Origin of the sequence: Bradyrhizobium sp. STM 3809, from assembly GCF_000239795.1 — a bacterium.
Lineage (GTDB): Bacteria > Pseudomonadota > Alphaproteobacteria > Rhizobiales > Xanthobacteraceae > Bradyrhizobium.
Genome location: NZ_CAFJ01000383.1, coordinates 1 through 13,617, shown reverse-complemented (window position 1 = coordinate 13,617; position 13,617 = coordinate 1). Strand labels below are relative to the sequence as shown.

The following is a 13,617-nucleotide window of genomic DNA, read 5'->3' as shown; positions in this document are numbered from 1 at the left end:
CGGATCCAGCGCCTTGCTCATCAAGGGCGACATGCCGATCAGGAAGCCGAGCGGGATCGCAATCGCCACCGCGATGAGATAGCCGAGCATCACCCGCCCGATCGAATAAGCAAGCTGGATGCCGAGCCCCTTGTCGTTCGGGCCATTGTCGTAGAACGGCCGCTTCAGATGCTCCCACAGCTTGGCGCCGACATCGAGCGGCCCCGGCATGGCGGACTTGCCTTGCGTGGCCGTCATGCCCATCAGCTTGGCGTATTCCGGGCTCATGTTGGCAGCCGCGCCAGTGCTTCGCGTGGCGAGGTGCCAGGCGCCGAGGAACACGGCGAGCAGCACGATCGAGACGACGGCGGCGCGGAGGCGGAGTGAGGCGGTCATCGGCTGCCCCGTCCACCGCCGTCATCCCGGCGAACGCCGGGATCCATAACCACCGAACTCCGTTGATGGAAAAAACAATCGCTGCCAGCCCTGCCCCAAGCGAGGTCACGGCGTATGGGTCCCGGCGTTCGCCGGGACGACGTCGGTGGTGTGGTCGGCATCGCGCCCAACGCCCCCATCACGATGCCTTCTTGATCTTGAAGCTCGCGACATAATCGTCCGGCTTGGTCGGGTCGAACGGCTTGCCCATCACCGAGAACGATTTGTAGGAGTCCTTCGGCGGTGTCAGCCCCATCTCAGTCATGACCTTGCGGGTGTCGGTGGCGAGGTAGATCTGCTCGGCGACCGTCTTGTAGTCGATATCGCCCTTGATCTGGCCCCAGCGCTTCATCTGGGTCAGCATCCACACCGCGAAGGACTGCCATGGGAATGGATCGAAATCGACGCGTTTCGGATCGGTCTTCACGCCGCCCAGGCCATCGGCATAGGTGCCGGTGAGCACCTGCTCCAGAACGGTCACCGGCGCATTGATGTAGTTGGCCGGCGCGATCGCCTCCGCGATCTGCTTGCGGTTCTCGGCCTTGGCCGCATAGGCGGTGGCGTCGACGATGGCGCGGGTCAGCGCGGCAAAACTGTTCGGCGCTGACGTGATGAACTCGCGGCTGGCGGCGAAGCTGCAGCAGGGATGACCGTCCCAGATCTCCTTCGACAGGATGTGCAGGAAGCCGACGCCGTCGTAGATCGCACGCTGGCAGATGTTGTCGGGCGCGAGGAAGCCGTCGATGTTGTCGGCCCTGAGATTGGCAACCATCTCCGGCGGCGGCACCGAGCGCAGCTGCACATCCGTATCCGGATCGATGCCATGCTCGGCGAGATAATAGCGCAGCAGATAGTTGTGCATCGAGTAGTCGAACGGAATGGCGAACTTCAGCCCCTTCCAGTCCTTCGGATCGCGCTTGTCCTTGTGCTTCATCGACAGCACGATGCCCTGCCCGTTGATGTTCTCGATCGCGGGCACCGTGAACGGAATCGGCTGCGCGCCGAGCCCCAGCGAGATCGCGATCGGCATCGGCGCCAGCATGTGCGAGGCGTCGTATTCCTTGTTGATGGTCTTGTCGCGGATCACCGCCCAGCCGGCGGTCTTGACGACCTCGACGTTCAGCCCGGCCTTGGCATAGAAGCCGAGCGGCGCCGCCATGATGATCGGCGTCGCGCAGGTGATCGGGATGAAGCCGACCTTGAGATCCTTCTTCTCCGGCGTGCCCGCTTCGGCGAAAGCTTCGGTCGCCGTCTTCAGCGGGAAGAACTGAGACACCGCGGCGAGCGCCGTGGCGGCACCGACAGTCTTCAGAAACGCGCGGCGCGTCGCGACTTCCGGAAACACCGCGCGCAGCACGGCAGACGCGACGACGTTCTCGTAGCGCTTCTCCCGGGACTCGACCACCGGCTCGCAGCGCAGCGCCAGCATCGCGTGCTCATGCTCGGCCGGGCTCTGATGCTGGCCGCAGATACAACCGGCATTCACGCGAGACTCGGCATCGAACGGATCATCGAAAATCGACATGTGCTGCGCCCCTTTGTCACACCTGTAGTCAGACTTGCGCTCTCAGCGCCTCCGAACTGCTCATCCGGCCGCATTTTTCAGCGGCCGGACATGCATCTCATGCAGCTTCTATGCCGCTTTGCTGGTCATCGCCGGCATCGGGAGACCTTCCTCTATCGGCAGCGACGGATCGCGCGACCACTCGTTCCACGAGCCGAAATACATGCGCACATCCTTCACGCCGGCGTTCTTCAGGGCGAGGAAGGTGTTCGACGCACGCGCGCCCTTGAAGCAGTAGAGATAGACCGGGGTGTCCGGCGTGATGCCGACGGTGGCGCATTCGGCCAGGATTTCATCCTTCGACTTGAAGCGCGGACCTTCCGCGGTCGGCTTCATCATGCGGTACCATTCGAGCCACACGGCGCCGGGGATGCGGCCCTTGCGCGGGCAGAAATCCTTGCCGTAGGGCGACGAGGAGTCGCCGATCCACTCGTCGACGTCGCGCACGTCGAGGATCGCGATTGCGGGATTGCCGACCGCTGCCAGCATCGCCTTGGCGTCGATCAGGATGCTGCCCGCCTCCGGCACGATCGAGAACGAGGCCTTGGCCGGCGACGGAACGTCTGACGTGACGGGCATGCCGGCCGCGGCCCAGGCGTCGTAGCCGCCATGCAGCACCTTGACCTTGGGGTAGCCGAGCATCGTCAACAGGAAGTAGCCGCGGCACGACTGGCCGAAGCCGGAGTTCATCGACTGCTCGTAGACCACCGCCGTCTCGGCACCCGACAGGCCGGCCGCACCGAACGCGTCGGCGAACTTCGTCTTCAGCTCCGCAATGCCCTCGGGAGTGGAGGTCGCGAGATAGGTGAAGATCTCATGGACGTTGACGGCGCCGGGAAGATGTCCCGCAGCGTAGGCATCGGGATTGCGGGTGTCGATGACGACACACGGTTCGGTCTTGATGAACTCGGCGAGTTCGCCGGCAGTAATCAGAACGTCCGTCATGGCAGGCCTCTCCTGGTGGGATTTGTTGGTTTGCCGTCCTCGCCGGCGTCAGCCGTCGGCGAGCATCTTGCGGAGCTGTTTGGTCGCGGGAGTCACGATCGCGACGAAATAGGCCTCGCGCAGGCGACGTTCGGCGCGATTGCCCTTGATGTAGCCGCGCGCTCCGCAATGGAGCATCGCGGCGTGAGCCGCAGCGACGCTGGCCTCGCCGGCCCGCAGGCGCAGCGCGACCACCTTGCGCCAGTAGGTCTCGTCCGTGTTGTAGGGATCGCGGGCGAGCTCAGCCGTCTCCTTCGCGAGTTCGTCGGCGAGCGCGCTGAAGTCGACCGGCTGTTGCGGCAGATAGCGGTTGATGTGGCCGAGCGGCGCCTCGACCTCGTGCATGATCTTGATGCAGTCCTTGATCAGGCCGAGCGCCATGCCGGCCTGCAGCAGGATGAAGCCGGCGCGGATCTTCTTGACGAAGGGCCCTGCGGGATCGGCGAGAATGAGCTCATCCGGCACGAACAGGTCACGAAACTGGATGCCGTAGGTGCCGGTGCCGTCCATCGCCAGGAACGGCTGGCACGGCTGCAAGGTCACCGCCGGATCGGCGCAATCGGCGACGAACATCACGATTTCGCCGGGCGCATCCTCGCGCTCGAAGATGGTGCCGAACATGTGGTCCGGTCCGAGATTCGAGACCCATGGCAATGCGCCGCGAACGACATAGCCGCCCTCGACCTTGCGCCCCTTCAGCTTGAGCTTCTCGATGCCGAAGAAACTCTTCATCGGGTTGGAGAGCCCGGTGCCGCCGAGCAGCCTTCCGCTCGCGGCATCGTCGAGCAGGCGATCGATCAGCGCGGCGTTGCCGGAGTTGGCGATGTACCAGACCAGCGTGTTCTGGCACCACGCCATGAAGGCGGAGGCGCCGCAGACCTCGCCGATCGCCGCGATCGAGGCGATCGCGCCGTTCAGATCCGCCCTGCCCTGATCGGGCACGTGGCTACTCCACGCGCCCACCTCGCCGAAGCGGCGGAGCACGTCGGCCGGATACACCGTCCCGGCGTCGATGCCAGAGGCGAGCGGCGCGAGCTCGTTGCGCGCGATCGCCGCGACCTGCTCCACGGTCGACGGCACCGGCATCACGCCCGCGCCATCGACCGCCAGATGCTGTCCGAGTGAACCCATGACGTTCTCCGCTGCTTGCAGCTGGTCAGATCCCGACCTCGAGATTGACCGGGCGGGTGAAGGTGTTGGCGACCGGCGACCACTTCTTGACGTGATCGACCAGCGCCTGAACCTCCTCCTTGGAAATGCCTTCGCATTCCATGTCGACCTTGACGCGGACATCGGTGAAGCCGACCGGCTTCTCGCTGACGTCGCCGGTGCCCCACACGGCGGTGATGTTGAGGTCGCCCTCGAGCTCGAGCTCGAGCTTGTTGACCGTCCAGCCGCGATGCACGGCATTGGCGTGCAGGCCGACGGCGAGGCACGAGCCGAGCGCGGCAAGCGAGGCTTCCGACGGATTCGGCGCGGTATCGTCGCCCAGCAGCCCCGGCGGCTCGTCGACGATGTAGGGCGCCAGATTGCGGATGTAGTTGGCGTGACGGAACTTGCCCTCCGCGACGGTCTTGCACTTCAGGGTCTTGATGACCTTGGGGTTGGCCTTGCCGTTGGCGATGAGCTGCTCGAGTCCGTTCTTGTCGATGGGTGCGAGGCAGCCCGTGAGGGCCGTCTTCTGAACCACAGCGGTCATCTCATTTCTCTCCCTGGGATCGAGGATACCGAACGGTCTGTTTCCTGCACGAAGCGTGCCAGGGAGGCAGGATTTCAAAAGGCGGAATGATCCTCGCGGCTTAGACGATGATGGGGAGATCTGGCCGGTCCGCGCCTGCTCAAGTGCGATGCAGGATGCTGCCCCTGGCGATGAAATTGAGCGCAGCGCGGCAGCATCGACATCAGCGGCCTTGCTGACTCACGCGCACAGCGATTAAGCTTGCACGCATGGGCAAGTCAGCTGCGGGCAAACATTCGACGAAGAAACCGGTGATCGCGCGGACGATCGCCGCGAACGACGACGAGTCGGCGCGCGGCCGGCTGCTCGGCGCGGCGACGCGGCTGTTCTGCAAGAACGGCATCAACGCGACCGGCATCGACGCCATCATCAGCGAGGCCGGCACGGCGAAGACCACGCTCTACAAGCTGTTCGGATCGAAGACCGCGCTGGTCACCGCCGTGCTCGAGAGCGAAGGCAAGCAGTGGCGCGAGTGGTTCATTGCGGAGATGGAGAGCGGTGGCGGCGATGCCGAAACCAAGCTCGCGCGCATCTTCCCGGCGCTGAAGAGCTGGTTCAGCGAGGAGCGCTTCTACGGCTGCCCCTTCATCAATGCCGTCGGGGAGCACGACAAGGACCAGAAGCAGTTCCGCACCATCGCGATGCGCCACAAGAAGGTGGTGCTGGCGCATATCGAGAAGCTGGCGCGCGAGATGGGCGCCGCCGAGCCCGAGAGCTTCGCGCACCAGCTGGCGCTGCTGATCGACGGCGCGATCGTCGCCGCGATGGTGTCGCGCAATCCGGACGTCGCGGATACGGCCGGAATCGCGGCGAGCGCACTGTTCGAGCCGGCCAAGCACAAGATGGCCAAGCGCGCCGGGAAAACTGATCCGCAGCTGGCGGCGGTGTGAGCCAGTCCCATCGTAGCTGTTACGTCACGTCTGTATCTGGTCACTCTTCGTCCGAAGGGACTATTTCCGCGCATCATTGCGAGCACAGCGAAGCAATCCAGAGTCCCGCCCATCGCCCTGGATTGCTTCGCTGCGCTCGCAATGACGCGGCGAGATCGTGCGTTGCCTGCATGGATCGTGGGGACGCGCCAATCGCGATCCTAGGGACTCGTTCTGCTGCTAAGGCGGACCACGCTGCGAGACCTAGCGGAAGTAGTCCGCCACGCGCTGCAGATCGGCCTCATCCGCGCTGGCCCCATTCAGGCTTGCATCGATGATGCGGCGGCAGGCGGCGACGGTGGGTTCGTCGGCGAGCTCATTGGCGGCTTCGAGAACGTGCCAGGCGGCATCGACGGCAGCGCGATCCACTGCGGCGCGGCCGCCCGGCCGCCGCGCGCCGTGGAGATGAAGTCCCATGCCAATCATCCGCGGACACCTTTCCTCGCTGCAGACCTCAATGCGCCGCGGCACGTGACGCATGCGTCGTGCCGCCCTTGGCCGGATTCTTGCGAGACTGGTAGAATTCCAGCACGCTGCGCGATGCCTTGACGTCCAACCGGGCATAGTCGCGCTCCAGCCCGTGGAGCTCGCCTGCCGTGATGCGATGGTCGCGCGCGCCGAGGAACGCGAGCGCCATCGTCGTATCCCACGAGAAACAGAGCGCCTTGGCCAGCATCAGCAGCACCTCGCGGTTGCGGTCGAACAGCGCCCGGTCGACGACGTCGACCGGGAGCCCCGACAACAGCGAGAGTCCGATCGTGACCTCGTCGACCTTGTGCGCCGTCGCATAGCCGGCGATCGTGCTCTCGTGCAGATTGCCGAGACGGTGCTGGATCGTCACGGTGCGCTTGGCGACGAAATAGTTGCGCGAGCCAGGACCGAACTTGGACTGCAGATCGCCGGCGATGTTGGCGACCGAGCTCTCGATCTCGCCGAGCAGCTCCGGGCGCTCGATGGCCAGCCGCTTGCCGACGTCGTCAGAGGCCTTCGCGATCAGCTGCTGGAACAGATGCCGCGGAATGTCGAGGCGCCGGCCGAGATGCTCGGCCAGGATGGAATCGTTCTCGGCCCGCTTCACCATGTGCAGGAAGCCCGAACCGGAGAACTGCGCGCCGTGATTGCGGGCCACGGCGGTGGCGACGTCGCGGTCGCCGCGCCGCGCCAGCACGTCGGTCACCTCGGCGCTCAGCGTCCTGCGCTCGGCGATGGCCAGCAGATGCGCTTGGCTCTTGGTGCTGGCATTCTCGACCAGCGCCGCGTCGTCGAGCCGCTTGGATTCCCGCAGCACCGGTCCGGCGACCCAGATCTCGTCATCGAAGGCGAGCTTGCGAATGACGCTGGCGGGCGAATATTCGATCCTGGCCAGGCGATCCGCCAGCTTGGCGCGCGCCTCGACCTCGATCTCGTCGGCGAGCCGGCCGATGACCTCGCCGAAGGTCGCGATCTCCTCCTCGCAATAACGTCCTGCCAGCAGCAGATCGGTCGCATGCCACAGCGCGCGCTCGCGGCTGTCCGCCGTGCCCCGCGCGATGGCGTCCTCGAGGTCGCGCAACACCGATCTGGTCTCGTTCATGATGCCAAGCCGCAACGCCGCAATGAGGAAAGCAATGCCGGGAACATAGATCCCGGACCCCAGCGTTCCGTAAGCGTGCGTGTTCGGATTTGACGGTGCGTTTTTGCTCAAATGCGCAAAGACGCGTTAACGATGCCGGGCGTGCCTCAACGCTCGCGCATGGCGTCGTGGACATGCTCGCTGAGCGGCGCCAGCAGGAAGTCGATGATGCGGCGCTTGCCGGTCAGGATCTCGGCCTTCACCGACATGCCCGGCACCAGCGCCGCAGCGCGGCCATCGACGTCGAGCGTCGCGCGGTCGAGCGCGATGTGCACCATGTAGCGCAGCCGCTCGCTGGCCTCGACGCGATCGGTCTGGTCGGCCTGGCGCTCGGCACCCTGCACGCCGTTGGGATTGACGGGCGCGGCTTCTGCGTCGCGGTCGACCGAGGTCACCTTGCCGCCGAGCAGGCCATAGCGCGTGAACGGGAAGGCATCGACCTTGAGCTCGACGCGCTGGCCGGCCTCGACGAAGCCGACGTCGCGGTTCTCGACCACGGCCTCGACCTCGATCCGGTCGTCGTCGGGCACGACGGAGAGCAGCTGCTGCGCCGGCGTCACCACGGCCCCGGCGGCGGCGACGTGCATCTGCTGCACCGTACCGTCGATCGGCGCGCGCAAGGTCTGCAGCTCGGCGCGGCGCGTCGCCTTGGTCAGCGCCTCGCCGGCGGCGCGGGCGCGCTCACGCGCGGTGGCGAGATCGCGCATCGCCTTGTCGCGCATGTCGGCCTCGGTCGCCGCGATCTTCTGGTCGAGGCCCGCGATGGTGGCGTCGAGCGCGACGATCTTGGCCTTGTTGATCTCGAGTTCGGAGCGCGTCTCGACCAGCAATTGCTGGCTCTCCAGCAGCGCGATGATCGAGGCATTGCCGATCTCGCTCGCCTTGGTGCGGATGTCGGCGCGCTGCGTCACCATCGGCAGGGTCTGCTCGTATTTGGCAACGGTCTGCTGCAGCGCCTCGCGCTCGGCGATGTGCTGGGCGCGCTCCTGCGCCAGCGCCGCGAGCTGGCTGGCGCGCATCGCCAGCTGCGCCGTGAGCTGCGCCTGGGCGCGGGCGCGATCCAGCGGCTCGGCGCCGGCCACCAGCTCGAACGGTCCGTCCTTCACGCCATCGAGAAACGCCGCCAGCCGGACCTCGTCGAGCAGGCTCGCGATGAGGTCGCTGCGGGCCCGGTCGGTCTCCGCCGTCACGGCGGTCTTGTCGAGCTCGATCAGCGCGTCGCCGGCGCGCACGCGCTGGCCGGGCTGTACCAGCACGGCCTTGACGCTCGCCGTCTCGAACGGCTGCACCACCTGGGTGCGGGTATGCGAAATCACCTTGCCGCTGGCGACCGCGACGATGTCGACCTTGCCGAACACGGCCCAGCCGAGCGCCGCGAAGGTCACCGTGCACAACGCCAGCACGGTGATGCGCCCGAGCGGATTGGGCGGCGTCTCCGTGATTTCCAGGGCGGCCGGCAGGAACTCGCGCTCCGACGCTTTGCCGCCGAACGAGAAGCCGCGCAGAAGGCTTGCAGGTGTGCTCATCGCCCTCTCCTCAGCGGCCGGCGGACTGGATGCGGTGCAGGTTCGCATAGCGGCCACCTCCGGCGACCAGCTGCTCATGGGTCCCGTCCTCGACGATGACGCCGCTCTCGATCGTCAGGATGCGATCGGCATTGCGCACGGTCGATAGCCGGTGCGCGATGATCAGCACGGTGCGGCCACGGACGATGTCGCGCATGTTGGCCTGGATGATGCTCTCGGACTCGTAGTCGAGCGCCGAGGTCGCCTCGTCGAAAATGAGAATGCGGGGATCGCCGACCAGCGCCCGGGCGATCGCGATGCGCTGGCGCTGGCCGCCGGACAGCGACACGCCGCGTTCGCCGATGACGGTGTCATAGCCTTGTGGCATCCGGCAGATGAACTCGTGCGCCCCGGCAAGCTTGGCCGCCTCGACGATTTTTTCCATCGGCAGCGCCGGATCGGCGAGCGCGATGTTGTCGCGCACCGAGCGGTTGAACAGCACGTTCTCCTGCAGCACCACGCCGATCTGCCGCCGCAGCCACGAGGGATCGAGCACCGCGGTGTCGACGCCGTCGACCAGCACGCGGCCCGCTTCCGGCTGGTAAAGCCGCTGCGCCAGCTTGGCGATGGTGCTCTTGCCTGAGCCGGACGGCCCGACGATGCCAACCACCTGCCCTGCCCCGATCCTGAGCGAGACCTCGCGCAGCACCGGCTGGGTGTTGAGGCCATAGCGGAAGGTCACGCGCTCGAACTCGATGCTGCCTTGCAGCGGCGGCAGGTTCTGCTCGGCGCCGCCGCTATGCGCCTCCACCGGGGTGTTGAGGATGTCGCCGAGCCGCTCGACCGACAGCCGCACCTGGTGGAAATCCTGCCAGACCTGGACCAGCCGCAGCACCGGACCCGAGACCTGGTTGGCCAGCATGTTGAACGCGACGAGCTCGCCGACGGTCATCCGGTTGGCGATCACGAGGCCGGCGCCGACGAACAGCGTCAGCGCCCCGACGCCCTTGTTGAGCAGGCTCGCCGCCTGGCTCGCCCAGTTGCCGATCTGCGAGGCCTGGAACGAGGCGCCGACATAGCTCGCGAGCTGCTCCTCCCAGCGCCGCTGCATCAATGGCTCGACCGCCATCGCCTTGATGGTCTCGACACCCGTGACGCTCTCGACCAGGAACGCCTGGTTCTCGGCGCCGCGGCGGAATTTCTCGTCGAGCCGCGCGCGGAACGCCGGCGTCGTCGCGAGCGACAGCAGCGCATAGACCGGCAGGGTCGCACAGACGATCCACGCAAGCGTGGAGCTGTACAGGAACATCACGCCGATGAAGACCGCGGCAAAAGCGAGATCGAGCACCAGCGTGATCGAGGACGAGGTGATGAATTGCCGGATCGTCTCCAACTCGCGCACCCGCGCGACGCTGTCGCCGACGCGGCGGCTCTCGAAATAGGCCAGCGGCAGCCGCATCAGGTGCCGGAACAACCGCGCGCCGAGCTCGACGTCGATGCGGTTGGAGGTGTGGGTGAACAGATAGGTGCGCAGGCCCGACAGCACCGCCTCGAACAGCGCGATCAGCGCCAGCCCCGCGACCATCACCTCGAGCGTCGACAGGCCGCGATGCACCAGCACCTTGTCGATCACGACCTGGAAGATCATCGGGGTGGCGAGACCGAACAGCTGGATCACGAACGACGCCAGCAGCACCTCGACCAGGATGCGGCGATATTTTCCGATCGCTGCGACGAACCAGCTGAAGTTGAAGCGCCGCGCCGTGTCCGACAGCTCCGCGCGCTTGGCGATCAGGATCAGCCGGCCGGACCAGATGGTTTCGAACTCGGGGAAGCTCAGCAGGCGCGGTCCGGCATCGTTCAGCCCCTGGATCAGCACGCCGGTCTCGGTCACCTTGCCGATCACCGCAAAGCCGCCGCCCTTGAGCACGGCCAGCGTCGGCAGCGGCGTCGCCTTGAGCCGCGCAATCTTAGACGTGACGAGCTTGGCCTTGACGGGAAAGCGCGCCGCCGCACGCAGCAGGTCATCGACCGAAAGCGCGTCGCTGCGGCCGGCCTCGTGCTGGATGCGGCCGGGATCGGCGACGATGCCGAGCAGGTGCAACGACAGCCCCAGCGCCCATGCGCCCTGATCCGTACACGCCTGCATCGACTGATCCCGCCTCTTGGTCCGACGTCCCCGCCGACACCCTCCGGAACCCGCGTTCGCATGGCGTTAAGTCGAATGCTTAACAGGGGATGCACAGGCGCCCGTGCGGCGACGGGGCGCGCGGGCAGAATCTTAGCCCGGATGAGCGGAAGCCGAAGCCCGCGAGGGCCGAGGCGGACGCGACATCCGGGTTCTCACGCGCTGTCGCCGGTGAACCCGGATGTCGCTATCGCCGACGCCAAAGAGGCGTCGGCTTACGCTCATCCGGGCTACGGGGGCCGGCTCCGAGGCGACGCAGCAAACGAGCTGTCGCCCTGTGCAGACTGCAAACCCTCACCCTGAAGAGCCCGCCGGAGGCGGGCGTCTCGAAGGGCGAGGCCACCGGCGGGGCCTCATGGTTCGAGACGCGCCGCGGACAGCGATCTGCCCTCTCATGATCAGACCGGCGCGGCGCTCATCACCATGAGGGGTCACGCCGGGCGCGGCGCTGCACATTGGAGATGAGCAGCGTGCTCACGGAGAGCTGCGCGCCCTCACCACGAATACCGCACCACGCCCTTGCCGGCATAGCTGCGGCTGATGCTGGCGAACTCGCCGTCGAAGGTCAGCGCCGCCGACCAGTTGTTCATCCACTTTATCTCCGCCGTTGCGCTCACCAGCGCGCGGTCGGCGGCCTGCTGCGCGCCGTTCACGACGAAGCTCGCGCCGGGCAGGGTCTGGAAGGTCGGCGTCAGCGTGCGGCCGGTGGTGTAGTCGTGCGCCCAGGCGAAGCGGCCGCGCAGGGTGAGGATGCCGTCCGGCATCGCGTACGCCTTGTCGCTGCGCAGGCCGAGCTCCGTGCGCGGCGACGTCACGCTGCGCGCGCCATAGGCCAGCGCAAAGGTGTTGGCGCCGGCCACCGCCTGCTCGGCATAGGCCGGCAGATCGAAGGTCGTGAACTGCCCGGCCGCATAGGGCGTCAGGCCGATGCCGAAGGCGGGCCACAGCATGCGATAGCCGCCTTCGAGCCGGCCGGACCAGGCATTGGCCTTGAACTGCGCGCGCAACTGATCGACGCCGGCCACCGTCACGGTGCGGTTGGTGGTGACGTCCTGCCAGCCATAGGCGAGCGCGGCGGTGATGTAGGACGGACCCATCACGTGGCGGACGAAGCCGCCGGCCTGGAACAGGTCGGAGCGTCCGGAGCCGAGCGCGTTGGCCACGCTGAAGCTGGTGCCGCCGCCGGCGAGCGCGAAGCCGGCCACCGTGCTCGGCGAGATCCTGTAGTCGAAGCCGACGGCGGTGCCGTAGAGGTTGGACGTCGTGGTGTTGGAGCCGAGCGCGGCATTGCCGTCGGTGGTCTGCGAACCGCCGAAGCCGGCCGCCCACACGCTCCAGCGCCGCGCGAACGGATCGGCCGAGGGCGCCTTGGTCAGCAGCGCATAGGCGTCGCGCTCGGCGCCCTTGCGGCCGTGGCCCGTCGCGGCATAGGCGTTCGCCGCATCGCCGTCGTCGGCGAAGGCCGGCACGCCTGCTCCCGGCGCGCCGCCGCCGCGCCCGTCGCCGAACGGATCGGTCATCACGCCCATGAACTGCGTCATCGCGTTGAACGTGGTCTGCTGCGAGCCGGTCGCCGCCTCGCCCGAGAGTTGGGTGAGGCCCGCCGGGGTCAGCCCGCCGAACACCAGGGGGATGCTGCCGTTGCGGTTGAAGTAGTTGGTGAGCGTGTTGGCGACATTGGCCTGGTTGGTGTTGTAGCTCCCCGCCGTGAACAGAGCGAGGTTGAGATAGACGTTGTTGGCGTCGTAGGAGAGGCTTGTCGAGAAGCCCGACGGCAGGTTGGTGTTCACCACGCCGCCGAATGTCCCGGAGACGCCGCCGCTCGTCTGCAGGATGACGTATTGCTTGGCCGCGTAGCTGCCCGCCGCGAAGCTCGCATTGACGGTGGCGCCGCCGAGCGTGGCGCTGACCGCGTTGGTGCGCGACGCCGTCGTCGGATCGACCTGGACCAGATAGATCGCGCCGCTGGCAAAGGCGAGGCTGCCCTGCACCGTCAGCGTGGTGCCGGCTGTGCCGGAGCCCGGCGCCAACGTGCCGCCACTGGCCACCGTCACGCTGTTGGTGGTGCCGGTGCCGCCGAGCGTGCCGCCAGTGTTGACGGTGGTCGCGGAGTTCACCAGCGTGCCGTTGACCAGCAGGGTGCCGGCATTCACGCTGGTCGCGCCGCTGTAGCTGTTGGTGCCGCCGAGCGCGAGCGTGCCGGCGCCGTTCTTGGCGATGCCGCCTTCGCCGGCGATGTTGCCCTGCGTGGTCTGCGTGCTGCCGCCGAATGTGGCGCTGCCGCTATCGATCTGGAACGTCACCACCTGCGTGGCGCCATTGATGTAGAGATCCTGGCCCTTGGGCGCCACCGGCGTTCCGCCGGTGCCGGCCTGGGTGGAGTTGCCGCTGAAGCTGGTCGAGGTCTTCACGGTCAGGGTCGCGCCGTCCATCACGAAAACCGCGCCGCCATAGCCCGCGCCGCCGCTGCCCGGGCCGTTGTTGCCGTCGCCGCCATTGCCCGCGCCATATCCGCCGACACCGCTGGCGCCGGCCTGGGGAGACGTGCCGCCGATGCCGCCGCCGCCGCCACCACCGCCGAAGCCGCCGGTGCCGCCAGCACCGCCGCTGAACGTGTTGGTGGCCGCGCCGCCGCCGCCGCCGCCGCCGCCGATGCCGCCATTGCCGCCGTTGCCGCCGTTGC

General features: G+C 67.2%; 11 protein-coding genes. 1 reads left to right on the top strand and 10 read right to left on the bottom strand.

Going from position 1 to position 13,617, the window contains the following annotated elements; translation table 11 throughout:
* From BRAS3809_RS19525 to BRAS3809_RS19505, 5 genes are all read right to left on the bottom strand, one after another.
* Positions 1-375 (bottom strand): nitrate ABC transporter permease (locus BRAS3809_RS19525; RefSeq protein ID WP_035657001.1); only part of this gene is annotated, 375 nt, incomplete at its 3' end.
* Between the two features lie 178 nt (positions 376-553).
* A complete protein-coding gene (locus BRAS3809_RS19520; RefSeq protein WP_008963788.1) occupies positions 554-1,939 on the bottom strand; it encodes a CmpA/NrtA family ABC transporter substrate-binding protein in 1,386 nt (461 codons plus the stop codon).
* A gap of 108 nt (positions 1,940-2,047) precedes the next feature.
* On the bottom strand, positions 2,048-2,923 hold the full coding sequence (locus BRAS3809_RS19515) for a sulfurtransferase (protein WP_008963787.1): 876 nt from the start codon (positions 2,921-2,923) through the stop codon (positions 2,048-2,050).
* A 48-nt stretch (positions 2,924-2,971) separates the two neighbouring features.
* Entirely contained in the window at positions 2,972-4,093 is a 1,122-nt protein-coding gene (locus BRAS3809_RS19510) for an acyl-CoA dehydrogenase family protein (RefSeq protein WP_008963786.1), read from the bottom strand.
* Positions 4,094-4,118: 25 nt separating this feature from the next.
* Entirely contained in the window at positions 4,119-4,661 is a 543-nt protein-coding gene (locus tag BRAS3809_RS19505) for an OsmC family protein (RefSeq protein ID WP_008963785.1), read from the bottom strand.
* Positions 4,662-4,909: 248 nt separating this feature from the next.
* Between BRAS3809_RS19505 and BRAS3809_RS19500 the strand changes: the two genes are divergently transcribed.
* Positions 4,910-5,590: a TetR/AcrR family transcriptional regulator gene (locus BRAS3809_RS19500; RefSeq protein WP_035656999.1), complete on the top strand. Its 681-nt coding sequence runs from the start codon at positions 4,910-4,912 to the stop codon at positions 5,588-5,590.
* A gap of 243 nt (positions 5,591-5,833) precedes the next feature.
* On the opposite strand, the gene BRAS3809_RS19495 is transcribed toward BRAS3809_RS19500, so the two are convergent.
* From BRAS3809_RS19495 to BRAS3809_RS19475, 5 genes are all read right to left on the bottom strand, one after another.
* Positions 5,834-6,046, bottom strand: a complete 213-nt coding sequence (locus BRAS3809_RS19495; RefSeq protein WP_502685672.1) for a hypothetical protein — start codon at positions 6,044-6,046, stop codon at positions 5,834-5,836.
* 37 nt (positions 6,047-6,083) lie between these two features.
* Positions 6,084-7,202 carry a DUF2336 domain-containing protein gene (locus BRAS3809_RS19490; RefSeq protein ID WP_008963783.1) on the bottom strand — a complete coding sequence of 373 codons (1,119 nt, stop codon included), beginning with the start codon at positions 7,200-7,202 and terminating at the stop codon, positions 6,084-6,086.
* 146 nt (positions 7,203-7,348) lie between these two features.
* Positions 7,349-8,767, bottom strand: coding sequence for an HlyD family type I secretion periplasmic adaptor subunit (locus BRAS3809_RS19485; protein ID WP_008963782.1), 1,419 nt, complete (start codon positions 8,765-8,767; stop codon positions 7,349-7,351).
* 10 nt (positions 8,768-8,777) lie between these two features.
* Complete coding sequence (locus BRAS3809_RS19480) at positions 8,778-10,895, bottom strand: type I secretion system permease/ATPase (RefSeq protein WP_008963781.1); 2,118 nt, start codon at positions 10,893-10,895, stop codon at positions 8,778-8,780.
* Positions 10,896-11,428: 533 nt separating this feature from the next.
* Complete coding sequence (locus BRAS3809_RS19475) at positions 11,429-13,366, bottom strand: autotransporter domain-containing protein (RefSeq protein ID WP_240535716.1); 1,938 nt, start codon at positions 13,364-13,366, stop codon at positions 11,429-11,431.
* Positions 13,367-13,617: the final 251 nt, after the last annotated feature.

Coding starts and splice junctions, on each gene's coding strand:
- BRAS3809_RS19520 (WP_008963788.1), bottom strand. CDS start 1,939: ATGTCGATTTTCGATGATCCGTTCGATGCCGAGTCTCGCGTGAATGCC.
- BRAS3809_RS19515 (WP_008963787.1), bottom strand. CDS start 2,923: ATGACGGACGTTCTGATTACTGCCGGCGAACTCGCCGAGTTCATCAAG.
- BRAS3809_RS19510 (WP_008963786.1), bottom strand. CDS start 4,093: ATGGGTTCACTCGGACAGCATCTGGCGGTCGATGGCGCGGGCGTGATG.
- BRAS3809_RS19505 (WP_008963785.1), bottom strand. CDS start 4,661: ATGACCGCTGTGGTTCAGAAGACGGCCCTCACGGGCTGCCTCGCACCC.
- BRAS3809_RS19500 (WP_035656999.1), top strand. CDS start 4,910: ATGGGCAAGTCAGCTGCGGGCAAACATTCGACGAAGAAACCGGTGATC.
- BRAS3809_RS19495 (WP_502685672.1), bottom strand. CDS start 6,046: ATGGGACTTCATCTCCACGGCGCGCGGCGGCCGGGCGGCCGCGCCGCA.
- BRAS3809_RS19490 (WP_008963783.1), bottom strand. CDS start 7,202: ATGAACGAGACCAGATCGGTGTTGCGCGACCTCGAGGACGCCATCGCG.
- BRAS3809_RS19485 (WP_008963782.1), bottom strand. CDS start 8,767: ATGAGCACACCTGCAAGCCTTCTGCGCGGCTTCTCGTTCGGCGGCAAA.
- BRAS3809_RS19480 (WP_008963781.1), bottom strand. CDS start 10,895: ATGCAGGCGTGTACGGATCAGGGCGCATGGGCGCTGGGGCTGTCGTTG.
- BRAS3809_RS19475 (WP_240535716.1), bottom strand. CDS start 13,366: ATGGACGGCGCGACCCTGACCGTGAAGACCTCGACCAGCTTCAGCGGC.